Below are 18,265 nucleotides of genomic sequence, written 5' to 3' on the forward strand. Positions count from 1 at the left end.
AACAAAATTTTCATTGACGCCAAGCGGATTGCGGCACACGATTGAAACACCTAAGCAGACCGTTAGCTGCTTGTTATTTAACCACATAAGCCCTTGCCCCGGATACCATTCATGATCATTACCCTGTATGGCGCTGATCGCTACGGAAAGCATGATGGATCACACAGCCGATCAATCTCAACCGTGCGAGCCTCAATCCTCTGACCTCGTCATCGGCATGACATTCCAAATATTTCATGATCAGATTTTTGCCCACCCTCGATGTAGGGTAAAATCTTGTTCTTTTTACAATTGAGCAAAGGCTGCTGATGGAACTCACATCACTCAATGCACTTTCACCGCTTGATGGTCGTTATCAAGCCAAACTGGATCCGTTACGCCCTTTTTTCAGCGAATATGCGCTGATCCGGCATCGCGCCCTGGTGGAAGTCGAATGGCTCAAAGCACTGGCGGCTGAGCCTGCGCTGGCAGAAATCGCGCCATTCAGCCCGCAAACCATTCAGGATCTGGATGCGGCCATCGCCAACTTCGGCGAAGTGGAAGCCTCACAGGTCAAGGCCATTGAATCGCGCACCAATCACGACGTCAAAGCCCTCGAATACTGGCTCAAGGAGCAATTCGACGGCAACAGCGAAATCCGCAAGGTGAGCGAGTTCATTCACTTCGCCTGTACTTCTGAAGACATCAACAATCTCTCCCATGGCCTGATGCTGAAGGCAGCCCGTAACCAGGTCATGCTGCCCATGCTGGAGCAGATGATCGCGCGCCTGACCGAGATTGCCCATGACCTGGCCGATGCACCCATGCTGTCGCACACGCACGGGCAGCCTGCTTCGCCCACTACCCTGGGCAAGGAAATTGCCAATGTGGTTTATCGCCTGCGCCGTCAGCACAAGCAACTGGCTGAGGTAGAAATTCTGGGCAAGATCAATGGCGCCGTCGGCAACTTCAACGCCCACCTGTCGGCCTATCCTGACTTTGACTGGGAAAACTTTGCCCAGAAATTCGTCACCGCGCTGGGGCTGACCTACAACCCCTACACCATTCAGATTGAACCGCATGACTACATGGCCGAGCTTTATGACGCCCTGTCGCGCATCAATACCATCCTGATCGATCTGGATCGCGATGTCTGGGGTTACATTTCCCTGGGCTACTTCAAGCAAAAGGTGAAAGAAGGCGAAGTCGGCTCTTCCACCATGCCGCACAAGGTCAACCCGATCGACTTCGAAAACTCCGAAGGCAATCTGGGCCTGGCCAATGCCGTGCTGCGCCATCTGGCTGAAAAACTGCCGATCTCGCGCTGGCAGCGTGACCTTACCGACTCCACCGTGCTGCGCAACATGGGCGTCGCCCTGGGTTACACCTTGCTAGGCTACGACTCCTGCCTCAAAGGCCTGAACAAGCTGGAAGCCAACCGTGCGCGCCTGCTGGAAGACCTGGACAACAACTGGGAAGTACTGGCAGAGCCAATCCAGACCGTGATGCGTCGTTATGGCATCGCCAACCCCTACGAACAGCTGAAAGCGCTGACACGTGGCAAGGGCGGCATCAGCAAGGAATCCCTGCAGGCATTTATTCAGGATCTGGAAATTCCGCAGGATGCCAAACAATTGTTGCTCGACATGACTCCCGCCAGTTACATCGGCAAGGCGGTTGAGCTGGCCAAGCGCATTTGATCGAGCATGCCATGATCACCGACCGGAACAATCCTCGTCTGGCTGTACTGATAGACGCGGACAATACCTTCAAGGTGATCGACATCATCGACGAGCTGTTCGAGGAAATTTCCAAGTTTGGCGATGCCAGCGTCCGGCGCATCTATGGTGACTGGACGCAAAACCAGCTGAATCGCTGGAAGGAAATCCTGCCCAAGCACGCCATACAGCCGATACAGCAATATGCCAATACCAAGGGCAAAAACTCAACTGACAGCGCGTTGATCATTGATGCCATGGACCTGCTGTATACCGCCCCGCTTGATGGCTTCTGCATTGTGTCCAGCGATAGCGATTTCACGCGTCTGGCGATCCGTTTCCGTGAATCCGGAAAAATGGTGTACGGCTTCGGTGAGCAAAAAACGCCTGAGTCGCTGATGGCGGCATGCAATCAGTTCATTTACATCGAGATTCTCTCGCAGAACAAGCTGGCAGATAGCGCTCCCATCGAGCCGGAACCAGCAGCGCAGGAGGCTGCCAAAACGACCAAGGGCAGAACAGCAAAGGTTGCAAGACCTTCTGCCGTTGAGCCTGCCACCGCCCCCGGCATCCGCAAAAGCGCCAAGGAACTGGCGATGGATACCAAGCTGGTGACGCTGATACGCTCGGCAATTGAAGCCCTGTCGGACGATGATGGCTTCGCCCATATGGGCGAGGTCAAAAAACACATCGTGAAAAACTTCTCGGCATTCGACTCGCGCAATTATGGCTATGGCAAATTCAGCGACTTGATCAAGGCCACCGGCCTGTTTGAAGCCGACACGCAAAAGCAACGCATCAAGGACAAGCGCAAGAAATGAGCGACATACTGGTCTTGTATTACTCACAGGGCGGCGCCGTGCGCGACATGGCGCAACTGATAGCCCGCGGGATTGATAGCGTACCGGGCATGCAGGCGCGACTGCGCACGGTACCTAAAGTGTCAGCCAATTGCGAAGCGACCGAGCCGGATATTCCGGCATCTGGCGCCCCTTATGTTGAACTGAAAGACCTGGAAGAATGCGTGGGCCTGGCCCTCGGTAGCCCCACTCGCTTCGGCAATATGGCAGCCCCCATGAAATACTTTCTGGATGGCACCACCAGCCTCTGGCTCAAGGGTGCACTGATCGGCAAACCTGCCGCCGTGTTTACGTCCACCGGCTCGCAACATGGTGGCAACGAAAGCACATTGCTGACCATGATGCTGCCCTTGCTGCACCACGGCATGCTGATTGTCGGCCTGCCCTATTCCGAGCCAGCCCTGGCATCCACCACCAGCGGTGGCACGCCTTATGGCGCCAGCCATATCGGTGGCGCCAGCGATGACCGGCCAATTACCGAAGACGAACGCAAGCTGTGCATTGCCTTGGGCAAGCGCCTGGCCACCACCGCAGCCAAGCTTATCGCCTGATTCAAACACCATGGCAGCCAATCCGATACAAAACCTGACGCATGAACCTCAGCACTGAAGCCCGACAATTTCTGCATCGTTCGCGCAAGGGCGTGCTATCCACGCACTCGGCGCGCTTTGCGGGTTACCCCTTTGGCTCCATCGCGCCTTTTGTGGTGGACCATACCGGCTGCCCCATCATACTCATCAGCACACTGGCCGAGCACACCAAAAATATCCTGCAAAACCCGCACGTTTCGCTGATCGTGCTGGATGATGCCGATGACATGCAGGCCAATGCGCGCCTGACCGTACTCGGGCAAGCGCAGGCGGCTGACAAAGCCGATGCCGATCTGCGTGCCCGCTATTTGCGCTACTTCCCCCAAGCCGCGGGCTATTTTGATATGCATGATTTCTCGTTTTATCGCATTACGCCGGTGCAAGCGCGCTACATCGCGGGCTTTGGCAAAATGGGCTGGGAAGCAGGCGCTGCGCTCACCACGCCGTTGCCGCCGCTGGCACAGCAGGAAACCGGCATCATCGAGCACATGAATACTGACCACGCCGACAACCTGCGTGCGTATTGCCAGCACGTTCACCAGCTGGATACCGAACAGGCCGAGATGATAGGCATAGACAGCCTGGGGTTTGACGTACGTGCCTCCAAGGCACACCAGCCGCCCACCATACTGCGCTTTGAATTCGAGCAACCCATTCAGGATGCCATGCAAGCCCGCCAGGCACTGGTAGCGATGGCAAAGGCGTGCCGCCCATGATCAAAGGTCTGCGACTCGGCGCCAGCATCAGCCTGATTGCCCTGATTTTATTGTGTCTGGCCTGGGAAGGCTGGCTCGCGCCCTTGCGCCCCGGGGGCTCCATGTTGATCTGGAAAGCCGCCTTTCTGCTGCCGGCGCTTTTCGGCGTATTGCGCGGCAAGCGCTACACCTATCAGTGGGCCTGCATGTTTATCCTGTTTTACTTTACCGAAGGCTGCGTACGCGCATGGGCAGATCAGGGATTATCCGCGAGACTAGCCCTGCTGGAAGTCGCGTTGACGCTGGTGTTTTTCACCTGCGCGATTTTTTATGCCCGTCTTACTCGCCCCAGCCAGATGGCTACTGCAGCCAATAAAGCGTCAGCGCAAGGCCAAACCCCAAGCTGACCAATCGCGTTAAGCCTGCCCCAACGCCGTCATTATTCCCTTATAATAATTGCATGAGAATTCTACTATCCAACGACGACGGCTACTTTGCGCCTGGCCTCAGCATTCTGGCCGAGCACATCAGCAAGATCGCCGAAGTCGTCGTGGTCGCCCCCGAGCGCAACCGTAGCGGCGCCAGCAACTCACTGACACTCGATCGCCCACTGACCGTGCGCAAGGCGCTTAATGGTTTTTACTATGTCAACGGCACCCCCACCGACTGCGTGCACCTTGCCGTGACCGGCTTGCTGGACCAGTTGCCCGACATGGTGATTTCCGGCATCAATGATGGCGCCAATATGGGCGACGATACGATATACTCCGGCACCGTGGCCGCCGCCATGGAAGGCTATCTGCTGGGCGTGCCCTCCTTTGCGTTCTCCATGTCGCAGCATAATCCGGCCCATTTCGAGACCGCCGCCCGCGTAGCCGTTGAGCTGGTGCAGCATATCCAGAAAAAAGACATGCCGCCGCCCATGCTGCTCAATGTGAATATTCCCGATGTGCCTTACGATGCCCTGCAAGGACGTGTGATTACCCGCCTGGGCAAGCGCCACAAGGCAGAACCGGTGATCAAGTCGACTACGCCGCGTGGCGAAACCGTATACTGGGTAGGTGCCGCAGGTGGCGCGCAGGATGCAGGTGATGGCACCGACTTTTATGCCGTTGCCAACAACCGTGTCTCCATGACACCCCTGCAGATTGATCTCACGCACTACAACCAGCTGAGCTCCCTGAAAACCTGGCTAGACTTCTGATCAAGACCCATGAGTAGCGTAATCCGTGGCATAGGCATGACCTCTCTTCGTACGCGTGAGCGCATGCTGGCGCGTCTGCGTGAGCAAGGCATCCGCGATGAAGTCACCCTTTCTGCCATGGGCAGCATTGCCCGCCATATTTTTGTCGATGAGGCTTTGTCTTCCCGCGCCTATGAGGATGTGTCGCTGCCTATCGGTTTCGGTCAGACCATCTCCCAACCGTATATCGTCGCCCGCATGACGGAAATCCTGCGTGCTGGCAAACCGCTCGGTAACGTGCTTGAAATCGGCACCGGCTGCGGCTATCAGACCGCGGTCTTGTCCAAAGTGGCAAAAGAGGTCTACTCGGTAGAGCGCATACGCCCCCTGCTGATGAAAGCCCGCGGCCACTTGCGCGAGCTGCGCATGAGCAACATCAAGCTCAAGCATGCGGATGGCACCATGGGCTTGCCCGAGATGGCACCATTCGACGGCATTATTGTCACAGCGGCTGCCAGTCATGTACCACAAGAGCTGCTGGAGCAGCTGGCGGTAGGGGGACGCATGGTGATCCCGGTGGGCACCGAAGAACAAATCCTCTACCTGATTGAACATGTTGCCACCACCAATGGCAGCGAATACCGGCAAACCAAGCTCGAGCCGGTGAAATTCGTCCCTCTTCTGGGCGGAACGAATTGAGTGGAAACCATCATTTGAGTATACAACCTGTTTTTCGCTATCTGACGGCTGCATCCGCACTCGTGCTGGCAGCCTGCGCCACCCATGAGCCAGCACCTGTCATAGACCGCATGCCTCCGACCAGCAAGGCACCCACCGTAAAATCTTCCAGCTCTGCTGCTGCCAGCCAGCCCGGCAAAGACTGGCGCCCTGATCGCTACACCGTAAAAAAAGGCGATACCCTGTTCAGCATTGGCCTGGAATACGGCTATGACTACAAGGAAATCGCACAGGCCAATAACATCCCGCCCCCTTACATCATTCGCATCGGCCAGCAGCTACAGCTGAAGTCGCTGGACAGCAAGGAATCGACCGATACGACAACGGGGGTGGTAACAGCGCCCCTGGGCAGTGGCGATGGCAATGTCGTGATCCGTCCCTTGGGCAGCGACAGTAGCGCTCCCGCCTCCGCCACCAGCCCGGCCACTGGCATTCCGGTGCTGAGCGAGCCCAAGGCATTGCGTGTGCCATACAGCGAGCAAGCCATGCAGGTGGCGCCGGTCAAACCAGCGGTGACGCCAGTGCCCGCCGCCGCACCAAGCGACACAGCAAAGGCACCCGAGACCAAACCCGCCGACGCGAAGCCTGCCGATACCGCCGCCAAAACGGATACTGCCGCTGCTGGCAACGACGAATCCCTGGAATGGATATGGCCCACCAACGGTAAGGTCATCGGCACCTTCAGCGACACAGGCAGTGGCAAAGGCATTGATATTGCAGGCTCGCAGGGGCAGCCCGTAGTGGCAGCCGCACCTGGCAAGGTGATCTACAGCGGCTCAGACCTGCGTGGCTATGGCAAGCTGGTCATTATCAAACACAACAAGACCTATCTCTCGGTTTATGCACACAATAATCAGATTCTGGTGAAGGAAGGCCAGCAGGTGAGCCGCGGCCAGAAAATTGCCGAGATGGGCAATAGCGATACCGATAAGGTCAAGCTGCACTTTGAAATACGCCAGCAAGGCAAATCGGTCGACCCCGCCAAATACCTGCCCGGCAGCAATCCGTAACCGCGATCTCATGGGAGTGTCTGCATCATGAAAACCAGCCAGCCCGAAAAACCGGATTCATTGAAAAGCACTCTGTTGGCAGTAGCCAAAATCGGCATCATGCTGCTCGGTATCGTCGGCCTGGCGGTGGAGATTTTTCGTGACAACGGCCTGCTGAAGCAATTATTCACAAAAATGCTGGATTCCCCACTCGGGATATTCTCCATCCCGCTGGCACTGCTGGCGCTCTATCTGTTCAACCGCTGGCTCGGCACGGCCACGGATGGCAAATCCTCAACACGTGGCGATCTGCCCATGTACATCATGATGGGCATAGGCGCCTACTTTCTGTATCGCCTGATGACAACCGGAAGTTTATGAGCATGGCGGCGAACGCCGCTATTGGGATGGCGTCGGGTGCAGCACATGCTCAAGACATGCTGTACCCGATCCAGATGGATGTAGTATCCGGGAATTACTTGGCGGCAGCTTCTTTTGCCAGGCGGGCGTCTTCTTCCGCCAGATAAGCACGTACCTGCGTCATATCAAAATCGCGCGTCCATTCAATCAGCTTGTCCAGCGCGGGTGCACCGATCTCGCCAATTTGCGCATGAATGCCTGCCTGCTCGCGAATCACCAGAATGCCAGGTACTTTTTTCACTTCGAAGTATTCGGCAATCTCGGGCTGATCATCCGTATCCACCATGCCAAACACGATGTCAGGATTTTTCTCGGAAGCCGCGGTGAATACGTCGGTAAAGTTCACGCAAGGCTCACACCATGGCGCCCAGAAGTCGACAATGACGATGGCATTGTTGACGATTGTGTCTTTGAAGTTACTGCGATTTAAGGTTACCACTGCCATGATCCGACCCCTGCTTTTATAGTAAATAGGCTGCGATTCTAGCAGATGAAAAAGCGTTCTGGGCACCCAAAGGCGCCCCGAATCGATATCCAGCCTGCGACAGAATCAAGTCCGGCTTATGCTACTGGCTTGGCCCAGGCCCCATCAAAAAAGATATCGCCCAAGGCTTTGCGCGCACGCGGAGCCGTTTCCCGTTCCAGAATGTCACCGGAAAGCGTGGAGACATCTGCGGCATAGCCCACCGAAATCATGGCCATCAATTGAAATTGCTCAGGGATAGCGAAGACTTCCCGCGTCTTTTTCGTGTCAAACCCGCCCATCTGGTGCGCCATCAGGCCCAGTTCTTCCGCCTGCAGGCACAGGTTTTCAGCGGCGGCGCCCGCATCATAGCTGCCCCAGCGGTTTTCCTTGCCATTGTGATCAAATAGCGTATTGGCGGTCACCAGCAACAGCACCGGCGCATTGCGCACCCAGGACTGATTGCCTTCAACCAGACACTCGAAGGCTTGCTGCCAGGCGCCGGCATCATGGTTGCGATCCCAGACAATAAAACGCCATGGCTGGTCACCAAAGCAGGATGGTGCCCAGCGCGCGGCTTCCAGCAAACTGATGATCTGCTGGCGGCTAATGGCTTTGGCTGCGTCATACGCGCGCCCACTCCAACGGTTGGCGATAATGTCAGCAACAGGGACTTGCGTGGTAGCTGGCTTTTTCATGTGTACTCCTTAGTTCTGATGAAAATCAGCCCTGATCAGATCAGGGCTGAAAGCGATAGATTATGCTTGCTGCAGTGTCGGGTAATCAGTGTAGCCCTTTTCCGTGCCACCGTAGAAGCTGGCCTGATCCGGCGCATTCAATGGCGCATTCTGGCGGAAGCGTTCCACCAGATCCGGATTGGCCAGAAAAGGCACGCCATAGGCAATAGCATCGGCATGTCCGCTGGCAATCGCTGCGTTGCCCTTTGCTTTGTCATAAGCCAGATTGGCGATGTATGGGCCCTTGAAGTGTTTGCGCAATTCATTGAAATCAAATGGCGCTACCTCGCCCCCGCCCATGCCACCTTCTACGGCATGCAGATAGGCAAGCCCCAGCGGGCTCAATACGTCGGCCACATGATTGAACAGTGCCTGAGGATTGGAATCCGCCATGTCGTTGAACGGATTGAGTGGCGAAATACGCACGCCCACCTTGTCTGCCCCCGCCACGGCGACCACCGCGTTCACCACTTCCAGCAACAGACGGCTGCGATTTTCCAGGCTGCCACCGTATTGGTCCGTGCGCTTGTTGCTGCCATCGCGCAGGAACTGATCCAGCAGATACCCATTGGCGGCATGCACTTCCACACCGTCAAAACCCGCTTCCAGCGCATGTTTGGTGGCGGCGGCGTAATCAGCCACGATGCCGGGCAACTCGGCCAGCTCCAGTGCTCGCGGCGTGACGAAATCCTGCAGTCCCTGATAGGTAAAGGCCTGCCCGGCAGGCTTGATGGCAGAGGGGGCCACGGGCAAGGCATTGTCCGGCAGCAAGGAAGGATGCGAGATGCGGCCTACATGCCAGAGTTGCAGAACGATCTTGCCGCCTTGGGCATGCACGGCCTGCACGACTTTTTTCCAGCCTTCTACCTGCGCCGGGGTATGGATGCCAGGCGTTGCTGGATACCCATGGGCCATGGCGGAAATAGGCGTGGCTTCGGTGATGATCAATCCAGCACTGGCACGCTGCTGGTAATAGAGCGCATTGAGGTCGGTCGGCACATTGCCGGTGCCGGCACGGTTACGGGTCAATGGCGCCATGACCATGCGGTTTTTGAGTTGGATGGAACCCAGGCTTACCGGGCTGAATAGATCCGTCATTGTGATATTCCTTTACGTTTTAAATACAAATGGCGTGCAAGCACGCCAAAGTTGAGGATCAGGAATTACCCTACTTTTGCTTCACTGCTTCAATCAGCAGATTGACTTCAATATCGTCACCTACCGGGGAGCCGACCTTCTGGCCCCAGGTGTAACCATAATCAGAAGCCTTGATCACCGCGTAGGCTTCGATCCCGGTACGCTGGCCACCCCATGGGTCATTGCCATAACCCAGCACCTGGAATGGGAAGGAAATTTCCTTGGTCACGCCATGCAGCGTAAATTTACCGGTAATCACACCCTGAGTTTTGCTTTTGGCTTCGATCTTGGTGCTGACAAACTGGATCTCACTGAAGGCGCCAGCATCCAGATACTCAGGCTTCTGGATATGCTCATCGCGCTTGGCCAGGCCGGTGCTAATGCTTAATACGTTGATGCGGGCGTCAACACTGGAATTCGCCAGATTGTCCGGGTCCAGCTTGATCACACCCTTGATGTCATTGAAGCTACCTGCAGTCTTGGAAACCACGTGGCGAATCTTGAAGTTGGCAAAGCTGTGTGCGGTATCGATGTTGTAGGTATCGACAGCGGCAGATGCAACGCCAGCAAAGCTTACGAGCGCCAGAGAGGCGATGATGTGTTTCATTGAAATCCCCATGAAAAAATAGAGCTATAAATTAAGAAGTCTGCAAACGCTTGGCAAGCTCGGCTACGCGTTCACCCAGATGTTCGGCAGTCAGCAGATCACTTTGTATAGGCGCCACATCGGCACCCTGGTCGCTATTGGCTTGTGCCATTGCGCCCAGAAAACTGCCCAGTCGATTTAAATCGTTTACTGAGCCCTGACTATGATTATTGCCGGGCAACAGCCCCAGACTGACCCAGAGCATGCCATGCTGAGCGGCAAACACGGACAGCTGGATCAGACTATCCAGCTTGTCGCCGCTCTGGCTGGCAGACGTCGTAAAGCCAGCGGCAAGCTTGTCTTGCCAGCCACGCTCGTACCAGATCTTGGAGCTCGCTTCCATGAACTCCTTGAACTTGGCCGACACCGAGCCCATGTAAGTCGGACTGCCGAAGATAATGGCATCGGCCCCTGCCAAAAGTTCCCATTGCTGCTGAGCCTCTTCGCTGGTCAGCAAGTGAACTTGCGTACCGGCGGATTTGCCTGCACCGCGTGCAACGGCCTGAGCTTGTGCGGCGGTGTGGCCGTAGCCACTGTGATACACGATTGCAATTGTTGCCATAGGGTATGCTCCTGATGCGTTAAGTGAGATAGACAGAAAAGACCTTAGAACGACTGCGTTGCGGAAATGTGATGGGCAGGCAGATCAAACAGAAGCACCTCTGCTACGGTGCCTGCCATTTTTCCGTACGACGTTCTCCGCTTGATCATGAATGATTGATTCAATTATATTGAATGACTTTAAGCATATTAAACCTAAGGCAAAGCCGACATTAGCAAATAATTTTGCATATCTCATTCAAAAAATATGAACACCTCTCTCACCATGGATGCACTGGAAGTGCTGGATGCCATCGCGCGCAAGGGCAGCTTCGCGGCGGCCGCAGAATCGCTGTTTCGCGTGCCATCGGCCATCACCTACACAGTTCGCAAGCTGGAAAGTGATCTTGGCATTGCCATTTTTGATCGCAAAGGCCATCGGGCGGAGCTGACAGAAGCAGGCGCCGAGCTGCTGCGTGAAGGCAGACGCCTATTGCAGGCGGCGCAGGAGATCGAATCCCGCGTCAAGCGCGTGGCCACCGGCGTAGAGACCGAACTCGGCATTGCCTTGAGCGATCTGTTTACCGTCGCGCCGGTCTATCAGGTGCTGGAAAAGTTTTATGCGCAAGGCTTTGGTACGCGCATCCGGCTGATGCGCGAGGTGTATGGTGGCAGCTGGGATGCCCTGGTCACCGGGCGTGCCGACATTTCCATAGGTGCGCCGGGCGATGGTCCGCCGGGCGGCGGTTACATTACCCACACCATGGGCACGGTGGAGTTTGACTACGTGGTAGCCCCGCATCATCCACTGGCCGCGCTGCCCGAACCCTTGCAAAACCAGGATATCCAGCAATACCGCTCCATCTCGGCCGCCGATAGCTCGCGTGACCTGGCTCCGCGCACCTCCGGCATTCTGCAGGGGCAGGATGTGCTGACGGTATCCGACATGGCATCCAAACTTCTGGCCCAGCAACGCGGCCTGGGGGTGGGTTACCTGCCCCGCTCCATGGCCGCCAGACACGTTGCCAATGGCACGCTGGTGATCAAACAGGTAGCCGAACCCAAACCAGAAGTTCCGTGTTTCCTTGCCTGGCGCAGCGATGGTGGCAAAGCCCAGGCCTGGTTGATTCGCGAATTTTCCAAACTAGCACTGGATGAACTGCTGATCTAGTGCCAAAATCCATGGTGTGTCCATAGTGCCTCCTATCAGAGAGCGCACAACACCAAGGGCATGGCCGGGGGAAGGCCATTTCACTCACCAACATCCATCAAGAGTTGCCATCATGATCAGAGAAAAACCAGAACAATTCGACAAAGTGCATATTCCACGCGAGCTGTATGCCGTTAACCGCTATGCCGTCAAAGCCATGGTATGGCTCAATGGCTTTGCCCACATCATTATCGGGCTGGCACTGGCCGTGGCTGTGCTGATGTTTACCTGGCTGTTTTATGTAGACGTTCGCGATGCGGCCTCCGCCCACAATCTGGTACATGGCTTTTTGCATGCCCTCGGCACCCTCATGCTGCTGTGGTCCATCTCGGCGCTGATTACCGCGGAGATCCGTTACCTGCGTGGCAGCCAGCTGGAAGTGGAAGCCTTTATCGAAGTTGCCATGATCGTGGTCCTGCGCAAGCTGATCGTCATGCCAGTAGAAGATGGCTCGCTGATCCCTTCCGATGTCGCCCTGTGGGTTGGCGCGGGCCTGATGCTGGGCATCATGTATGTGCTGGTGCGCTGGTCCAACAAATTCGGCAAAACCAACTAAGCCTATGTCCAGCCTGCACCCTGTTGCCGCCCAGATCATCCATGCCACTTCCAGCATCATTCTGGGCAAGGAGCAGCAGATCAAGCTGGCGCTGGCGTGCATTCTGGCGCGCGGACATCTGCTGATCGAAGACTTGCCCGGCATGGGCAAGACCACCCTTTCGCATACCTTGGCGCAGGTGCTGGGCTTGCAGTTCAACCGCGTGCAATTCACCAGCGACCTGTTGCCTGGCGATGTGCTGGGCATCTCAGTGTATGACCGCAATATCGGCGCCTTCACGTTTCACCCCGGCCCGGTCTTCACTCACGTGCTGCTGGCCGACGAGATCAACCGGGCCACACCCAAAACCCAGAGCGCGCTGCTGGAAGTCATGGAAGAAGGCCAGGTCACCCTGGAAGGCGAAACGCGCCCGTTGCCAACGCCCTTTTTCGTGATCGCCACACAAAACCCCACCCACCATATCGGGACGTTCCCCCTGCCGGAATCGCAACTGGATCGCTTCCTGATGCGCATCCGGCTGGGCTACCCTGATCCGCAATCCGAGCGCGCCTTGCTCCAAAACAATGGTGGCCGGGCCCATGTTGGCGAAGTCGAAGCCTGCATCAGTGCGGTCGAGTTGATGGCCTTGCAGGCCGAAGTAGACCACGTGCACCTTTCAGATGCCCTGCTCGATTACCTGCAAGCCCTGCTGCAATACAGCCGGCAAGCGGTGGATTACACCGCCGGGCTATCGCCACGCGCCGGACTCGCTTTGCGACAATGCGCGCAAGCCTGGGCACTGATGCACAACCGCGACTTTGTCATTCCGGAAGACATCCAGGCCGTGCTTCCCGGAGTAGCAGGCCACCGCCTGCAATGGGCCGTCGGCATGGAGTCGCATGCGGATAGCGGGCTGCATTTGTTGAACGCGGTCGCCATCCCCTAGCGCGGCCAGCCCAACGCCTGTGAGCCGCCCCACCGCTTTTATAAAACATTCCCTGAACTGGACACGCTGGCTACGCACTGCACGCGCGGATGCCCGCCGCGGCCCCGTTCTCACCACGCGCCATATTTACATCCTGCCTACTCGCGCTGGCGCCATTTACGGCACCATCATCATTGCCATGCTGCTGGGCAGCATCAATTACAGCCTGAGCCTGGGCTTTGTACTGACCTTTCTTTTGGCTGCACTGGGCATCGTCTGCATGCTGCATACCTGGCGCAATCTCGCCTGGCTTGAAGTCAGCCACTGTCAGGCCAGCCCGGTCTTTGCCGGCAAAGATGCCGCGCTGGAAGTCCGGCTCAAGGAATCCTCCGGCCGCATGCGCCATGCCATTTATGCCTCTTGCGAAAGCTGCCTGCAGCCGCAGAGCACCGACGTCCCCCCCAGGCAATCCGGTACGATCACGCTGATTTACCCCACCACCCGGCGCGGCTGGAGCGAGCCCGGGCGCCTGACCCTGTTTACGGTATTTCCGCTGGGCCTGTTGCAGGCATGGTCGTATGCCGACACGGATTGCCGGGTACTGGTTTACCCGCGCCCGGCAGCATCTGGCAGCAGTCATGCCACCAGCACGGATCAGGCAGGCAAAGGCAGCCGGGACAGTCTGCTGGGGGATCAGGATTTTGCCGGACTGCGCCATTATCGTCCGGGCGACTCGCCACGCCGCATCGACTGGAAGGCCTCTTCTCGCGAGCAAGGCATGTACAGCAAGCATTTTCAGGGGGAGCCCGTTTCCAGCGCCTGGCTGGACTGGCATGAAACCAAAGGGACGGATGGCGAAGAACGCATCTGCCAGCTGGTACGCTGGGTGATGGAAGCGCATCAGGGTGGCGGCCGCTATGGCTTGCGTTTGCCGCAGCTCACGCTGGCGGCAGATCGCGGTGAAGCACATTACCATCGCTGCCTGCAAGCCCTGGCGCTGATGGAATTGCCCACATGAGCGTCACCCGCCACGCCTTGCGCAACTTCACGCCGCAGCGCCATGATGTGATCTGGCTGCTGCTTTCCCTGCTGGCGGTATGGGGCTTGCACATCGCGCATTTGCCGCTGTGGATCAATGGCCTGATGGCCCTCATCTTCGGCTGGCGCTGGCTGATTGAGTCACGCAGCTGGTCGCTGCCGCGCATGCCAGTGTTGCTGCCGCTAACATTGCTCGGTATTGCCGGCATCGTCGCCAGCTTCGATGGGCTGTTCGGGCGCGATGCCAGCGTCGCCCTGCTCACGCTCATGCTAGGGCTGAAGCTGCTGGAGTCCCGTACCAGCCGCGATTTCATGCTGGTAATCTTCATTGCCTATTTCCTCACCGTCAACGCCTTCCTGTTCGGTCAATCCATGCTGGTCGCGGCTGGCATGTTGATCCCGGTGACGGGCCTGACAGCTGCCCTGATCGGCCTGCAGAAGCCGCAGGCGGCCTCTGACCAAGGCCTGCAGTTACGCCTTGCGCTCACCCTGCTGGGGCAGGCCATTCCGCTGATGCTGGTGTTGTTTGTGCTATTCCCGCGCCTGCCGGGGCCGTTGTGGGGCGTACCCAAAGATAGCTACAAAAGCATGACCGGTCTTTCTGACCGCATGCGCCCGGGCGATATCAGCGAACTCAGCCTGTCTGGTGCCACGGCGTTTCGGGTCAGCTTTGCCGGAGCGCCACCCATGCCCAGCCAGCTTTACTGGCGCGGGCCTGTGTTTGGTTATTTTGATGGCCGGGAATGGCGTGCCGATGCTCGCGCTGCTTATCTGCCAAGGGAATCGCTCTCGGTGCGTGGAGAACCTGTCCGCTATAGCGTGACGCTGGAACCGCACAACCAGCCATGGATGCTGGTACTGGACATGCCATCGCAATTGCCCGAAGGCGCCCTGGCGAGCCCGGATCTTCAGATTCTGGCGCGGGAACCGGTACGCACCCGCATACGCTATGAAGGCGTATCGCATCTCGAGTACACGCTGGCGGATCAGTTATCGCCTGTGGCAGAACGCTACCTGCTGCAGTTGCCGCAGCAGGGCAACCCCAAGGCGCGCACCCTGGCCGAACAATGGCGTGCGCAACTGCCAGACCATCAGGCCATTGTAGAGGCGGCCTTGCGCATATTTCGCCAACAGGACTTCTATTACACGCTGACCCCGCCGCCATTGGGCGCAAATAGTATCGACGACTTTCTGTTCAACTCGCGCCGCGGGTTCTGTGAGCACTATGCCGGGAGCTTTGCCTTTCTGATGCGGGCCGCGGGGATACCAGCACGGGTGGTCACGGGTTATCAGGGCGGTGAGTTGAATCCGGTGGGCGAGTACATGATCGTGCGCCAATCTGACGCCCATGCCTGGACCGAAGTCTGGCTGCCCCATCGCGGCTGGGTGCGGGTAGACCCCACGGCCGCCGTATCGCCATCGCGTATCGAAGCGGGCATCGCCAGCGCCATTAGCGAAACTGCCAGCCTGCCGCTGCTGGCACGGCGCGATTACCCCATGCTGCGCAAGCTCTACCTCAACTGGGATGCCATCAACAACGGTTGGAACCAGTGGGTGCTGGGTTACAATCAGCAAAAACAGGCTGAGTTGCTATCCCGGATTTTTGGCGCGTCTTTTCCATTGTCGCTACTCACGGCGCTGTTTATCGCGGTGACGGCACTGGCGCTAGGCCTGATTAGCTGGGTACTGCTGCGAGACAAAACAACGCGCGACCCGCTGCAACAGGTGTATACCAGATTTCTGCGAAAAATGGCGCGCGCAGGCTTGCAGCAAGCGCCCGAGGAAGGCGCACAGGATTTCAGCCGCCGGGCCCAACAGCAGTTGCCCATGCAGGCAGCGAAGATCGCGGCGATCACGGCGCTTTATCTGCAATTGCGTTACGGCCGGCCCTCTGCGGCCTCGCTGCAAATGCTCAAGCGCCAGATCAGGAATCTATAAGTATTAACAACTTACAAGTCTATAACAGTTATAACTCACTCATTAGCAAACCATTTACTCATGACGCCGCCAACACCTCTCACCCCAGACGAACAGCTCGCCATCGACCAGGCCTTCATGCAACAGGCACTGCAACTGGCGCAAGCCGCCGCTGACGCTGGTGAAGTCCCTGTCGGTGCGCTCGTCGTGCTGGATGGGGCTATCATCGGGCGCGGCATGAATGCCCCCATAGGCCGCCACGACCCCACTGCGCACGCAGAAATCCAGGCCATGCGCGAGGCCGCCGCCGCCATTGGCAACTACAGACTGGTAGGCTGCACGCTGTATGTCACGCTGGAACCCTGCGCCATGTGCAGCGGCGCCATCCAGCATGCCCGCATTGCGCGGCTGGTATACGGCGCCCGCGACCCCAAGACCGGCAGCTGCGGCAGCGTGATCGACCTGATGGCAGAACCCAGGCTCAACCACCATACCGAAGTGGAAAGCGGCATTCTGGCCGAAGAATGCGGCAGCATGCTGAGCCGCTTTTTCTCGGCCCGCCGTGCCAGCAAAAAAGCGCTATCCAGCAAGCCGGATACCGCCGAATCCCAATAAAGCTCAATCATTTCCCTTGAAAATCCGCCTGAATCTGGCTGCACCCATAATGTTGTACTTAAACTCATCCAGCCCCTCTCCCAAAGCGCCTGCCATGGAGTCGTGCACGAACCAGTCAAACAAGAAGTCGATTTCAGGCGTTACCCGTTCAGGCTGAATATACCGCGCAACTTCCATACGCTGCTTGCCCTCAGCTGTCATTTGAAGGCCAAGCTCAATGTGCTTTCGCTCAAAAAGCTGGGCTGCAGCAACAGGCGAAATGCCAGTCTTGTCAGGAGGTGTCACACCAAAGGCCATTGCCTGCAAAAATCGGTTTTGCACCTTGAGCAAGCCCTGCTGCTCGGCTGCCGTGCGTGCATGCCGATATGCCATCTTGCGGGTGGTGAACTCATTGCGCCATTTATAACGGTAGCTGTGGTAAAGCCCCATGTGCTGGCGATGCATTTCATCCACCGGCCCGGCACCCACCCCACAAGCATTCAGATAACCGTTGTAGGCGCGGATGAGCTCTTTCGAAGGTAACAAGGCGGACGATACAAAGTCAGGAAGCTTCTGCCAAGGAACAAGTGGCACCCCTGCAATCCGCGCTGCATGGTACATGTCCTGCCCGGCAAATACACTCAGGTTATCCCCCATGCGCGGGTATACCCCGATAGCCCCCAGGGCATAGCCGCCGCCCACATCCGAGTGCGCTCCAGGGTACATGATCTCCTGCACGTTACCGGGGTACCGACCATGTACCCGCGCTGAATCCAGCGGGAAGGAGGCTCTTACCTCGTGCGCCGCCACCATGTGCACGCAACGCCTCACGGCTGGGTGTATCTGCAAGGCGTTATCCGCCCAGCTCATGTGGCCTTCCAGCGTGCCACCCCCCATCGTATCCGCCACGCCTACCGAGGCTACCGTGTCAAACAGCCCAAGGAACTGCACATTGAGCGGTATCCCGGCGAACAGCCAGCCATGCGCCGTGCGTTCACACACCTCCATCAGCCAGTTCACAAACACGCGCGCCTCGGCAGCGCCCCGGCTGAAGCCAAACACTGATACATTCAGCGTGGTGATCTTCGGTTTATAGGCATACAGGGTGTTCTGGAGCTCGAATTGCCACCGTTTGAACTGGGTAACGCGCATGGCCGAGGGTACGCTAATCGGTGCCAATTTATCACACCAGACTTTGGCTTCAGAATCGGGAAGTAACGGAAAATTCCCCCGCTTTACATAGCGTTGCGGGGCATTCAGCAGTTGTATCATCGCCCACAAAATACGGTGTTCGCCCTTGTCACCGAACATGGCCCCCGTATTGATAAACTCATCTTTGTTATGCGTATCG

21 protein-coding genes are annotated in these 18,265 nt (G+C 57.4%); 15 read left to right on the forward strand and 6 right to left on the reverse strand.

What is annotated here, in order from left to right; genetic code table 11:
• Positions 1-308: 308 nt before the first annotated feature.
• The 9 genes from purB to LG203_RS06480 are packed head-to-tail and all read left to right on the forward strand — an operon-like array spanning position 309 to position 7,133.
• Positions 309-1,679 (forward strand): adenylosuccinate lyase, encoded by a 1,371-nt coding sequence (gene purB / locus LG203_RS06440; protein WP_230344998.1) that lies wholly within the window; start codon positions 309-311, stop codon positions 1,677-1,679.
• 11 nt (positions 1,680-1,690) lie between these two features.
• Complete coding sequence (locus LG203_RS06445; protein WP_230344999.1) at positions 1,691-2,518, forward strand: NYN domain-containing protein; 828 nt, start codon at positions 1,691-1,693, stop codon at positions 2,516-2,518.
• Positions 2,515-3,108, forward strand: coding sequence for an NAD(P)H:quinone oxidoreductase (gene wrbA / locus LG203_RS06450; RefSeq protein WP_230345000.1), 594 nt, complete (start codon positions 2,515-2,517; stop codon positions 3,106-3,108). Before LG203_RS06445 ends, wrbA begins: the two co-directional genes overlap by 4 nt.
• A 41-nt stretch (positions 3,109-3,149) precedes the next feature.
• Positions 3,150-3,863 (forward strand): HugZ family pyridoxamine 5'-phosphate oxidase, encoded by a 714-nt coding sequence (locus tag LG203_RS06455; protein WP_230345001.1) that lies wholly within the window; start codon positions 3,150-3,152, stop codon positions 3,861-3,863.
• On the forward strand, positions 3,860-4,249 hold the full coding sequence (locus tag LG203_RS06460) for a DUF2069 domain-containing protein (RefSeq protein ID WP_230345002.1): 390 nt from the start codon (positions 3,860-3,862) through the stop codon (positions 4,247-4,249). The genes LG203_RS06455 and LG203_RS06460 overlap by 4 nt, the downstream gene beginning before the upstream one ends.
• 53 nt (positions 4,250-4,302) lie before the next feature.
• The gene (gene surE, locus LG203_RS06465) at positions 4,303-5,046 is read left to right on the forward strand and encodes a 5'/3'-nucleotidase SurE (protein ID WP_015829761.1); all 744 of its coding nucleotides are present in this window, start codon (positions 4,303-4,305) and stop codon (positions 5,044-5,046) included.
• A 9-nt stretch (positions 5,047-5,055) separates the two neighbouring features.
• Positions 5,056-5,724 (forward strand): protein-L-isoaspartate(D-aspartate) O-methyltransferase, encoded by a 669-nt coding sequence (locus LG203_RS06470; RefSeq protein ID WP_015829760.1) that lies wholly within the window; start codon positions 5,056-5,058, stop codon positions 5,722-5,724.
• Between the two features lie 14 nt (positions 5,725-5,738).
• Positions 5,739-6,773: a peptidoglycan DD-metalloendopeptidase family protein gene (locus LG203_RS06475; protein ID WP_230345003.1), complete on the forward strand. Its 1,035-nt coding sequence runs from the start codon at positions 5,739-5,741 to the stop codon at positions 6,771-6,773.
• A gap of 27 nt (positions 6,774-6,800) precedes the next feature.
• Positions 6,801-7,133 carry a hypothetical protein gene (locus LG203_RS06480; protein WP_230345004.1) on the forward strand — a complete coding sequence of 111 codons (333 nt, stop codon included), beginning with the start codon at positions 6,801-6,803 and terminating at the stop codon, positions 7,131-7,133.
• A 94-nt stretch (positions 7,134-7,227) separates the two neighbouring features.
• Here LG203_RS06480 and LG203_RS06485 read toward each other — a convergent pair whose 3' ends face one another.
• From LG203_RS06485 to LG203_RS06505, 5 genes are all read right to left on the reverse strand, one after another.
• Positions 7,228-7,617, reverse strand: coding sequence for a thioredoxin family protein (locus LG203_RS06485; protein ID WP_013441814.1), 390 nt, complete (start codon positions 7,615-7,617; stop codon positions 7,228-7,230).
• Between the two features lie 116 nt (positions 7,618-7,733).
• A complete protein-coding gene (locus tag LG203_RS06490; protein WP_230345005.1) occupies positions 7,734-8,333 on the reverse strand; it encodes a nitroreductase family protein in 600 nt (199 codons plus the stop codon).
• Between the two features lie 60 nt (positions 8,334-8,393).
• Complete coding sequence (locus LG203_RS06495; RefSeq protein ID WP_230345006.1) at positions 8,394-9,470, reverse strand: alkene reductase; 1,077 nt, start codon at positions 9,468-9,470, stop codon at positions 8,394-8,396.
• Positions 9,471-9,540: 70 nt separating this feature from the next.
• A complete protein-coding gene (locus tag LG203_RS06500) occupies positions 9,541-10,116 on the reverse strand; it encodes a YceI family protein (protein ID WP_230345007.1) in 576 nt (191 codons plus the stop codon).
• Positions 10,117-10,147: 31 nt separating this feature from the next.
• On the reverse strand, positions 10,148-10,717 hold the full coding sequence (locus LG203_RS06505) for a flavodoxin family protein (protein ID WP_230345008.1): 570 nt from the start codon (positions 10,715-10,717) through the stop codon (positions 10,148-10,150).
• Positions 10,718-10,963: 246 nt separating this feature from the next.
• On the opposite strand from LG203_RS06505, the gene LG203_RS06510 reads away from it, so the two are divergent.
• The 6 genes from LG203_RS06510 (at position 10,964) to tadA (ending at position 16,935) form a co-directional block, all read left to right on the forward strand.
• Positions 10,964-11,866, forward strand: a complete 903-nt coding sequence (locus LG203_RS06510; protein WP_230345009.1) for a LysR family transcriptional regulator — start codon at positions 10,964-10,966, stop codon at positions 11,864-11,866.
• Positions 11,867-11,978: 112 nt separating this feature from the next.
• Positions 11,979-12,461: a phosphate-starvation-inducible PsiE family protein gene (locus LG203_RS06515; protein ID WP_230345010.1), complete on the forward strand. Its 483-nt coding sequence runs from the start codon at positions 11,979-11,981 to the stop codon at positions 12,459-12,461.
• A gap of 4 nt (positions 12,462-12,465) precedes the next feature.
• A complete protein-coding gene (locus tag LG203_RS06520) occupies positions 12,466-13,386 on the forward strand; it encodes an AAA family ATPase (RefSeq protein WP_230345011.1) in 921 nt (306 codons plus the stop codon).
• A 19-nt stretch (positions 13,387-13,405) separates the two neighbouring features.
• Entirely contained in the window at positions 13,406-14,383 is a 978-nt protein-coding gene (locus tag LG203_RS06525; RefSeq protein ID WP_230345012.1) for a DUF58 domain-containing protein, read from the forward strand.
• On the forward strand, positions 14,380-16,341 hold the full coding sequence (locus LG203_RS06530) for a transglutaminase TgpA family protein (protein WP_230345013.1): 1,962 nt from the start codon (positions 14,380-14,382) through the stop codon (positions 16,339-16,341). Before LG203_RS06525 ends, LG203_RS06530 begins: the two co-directional genes overlap by 4 nt.
• Positions 16,342-16,401: 60 nt before the next feature.
• Positions 16,402-16,935: a tRNA adenosine(34) deaminase TadA gene (tadA, locus tag LG203_RS06535; protein ID WP_230345014.1), complete on the forward strand. Its 534-nt coding sequence runs from the start codon at positions 16,402-16,404 to the stop codon at positions 16,933-16,935.
• A 3-nt stretch (positions 16,936-16,938) separates the two neighbouring features.
• Here tadA and LG203_RS06540 read toward each other — a convergent pair.
• On the reverse strand, positions 16,939-18,265 hold a 1,327-nt coding region (locus tag LG203_RS06540), incomplete at its 5' end, for a T6SS phospholipase effector Tle1-like catalytic domain-containing protein (RefSeq protein ID WP_230345015.1).

It is taken from the genome of Methylovorus mays, assembly GCF_020531915.1.
Classification (GTDB): domain Bacteria; phylum Pseudomonadota; class Gammaproteobacteria; order Burkholderiales; family Methylophilaceae; genus Methylovorus; species Methylovorus mays.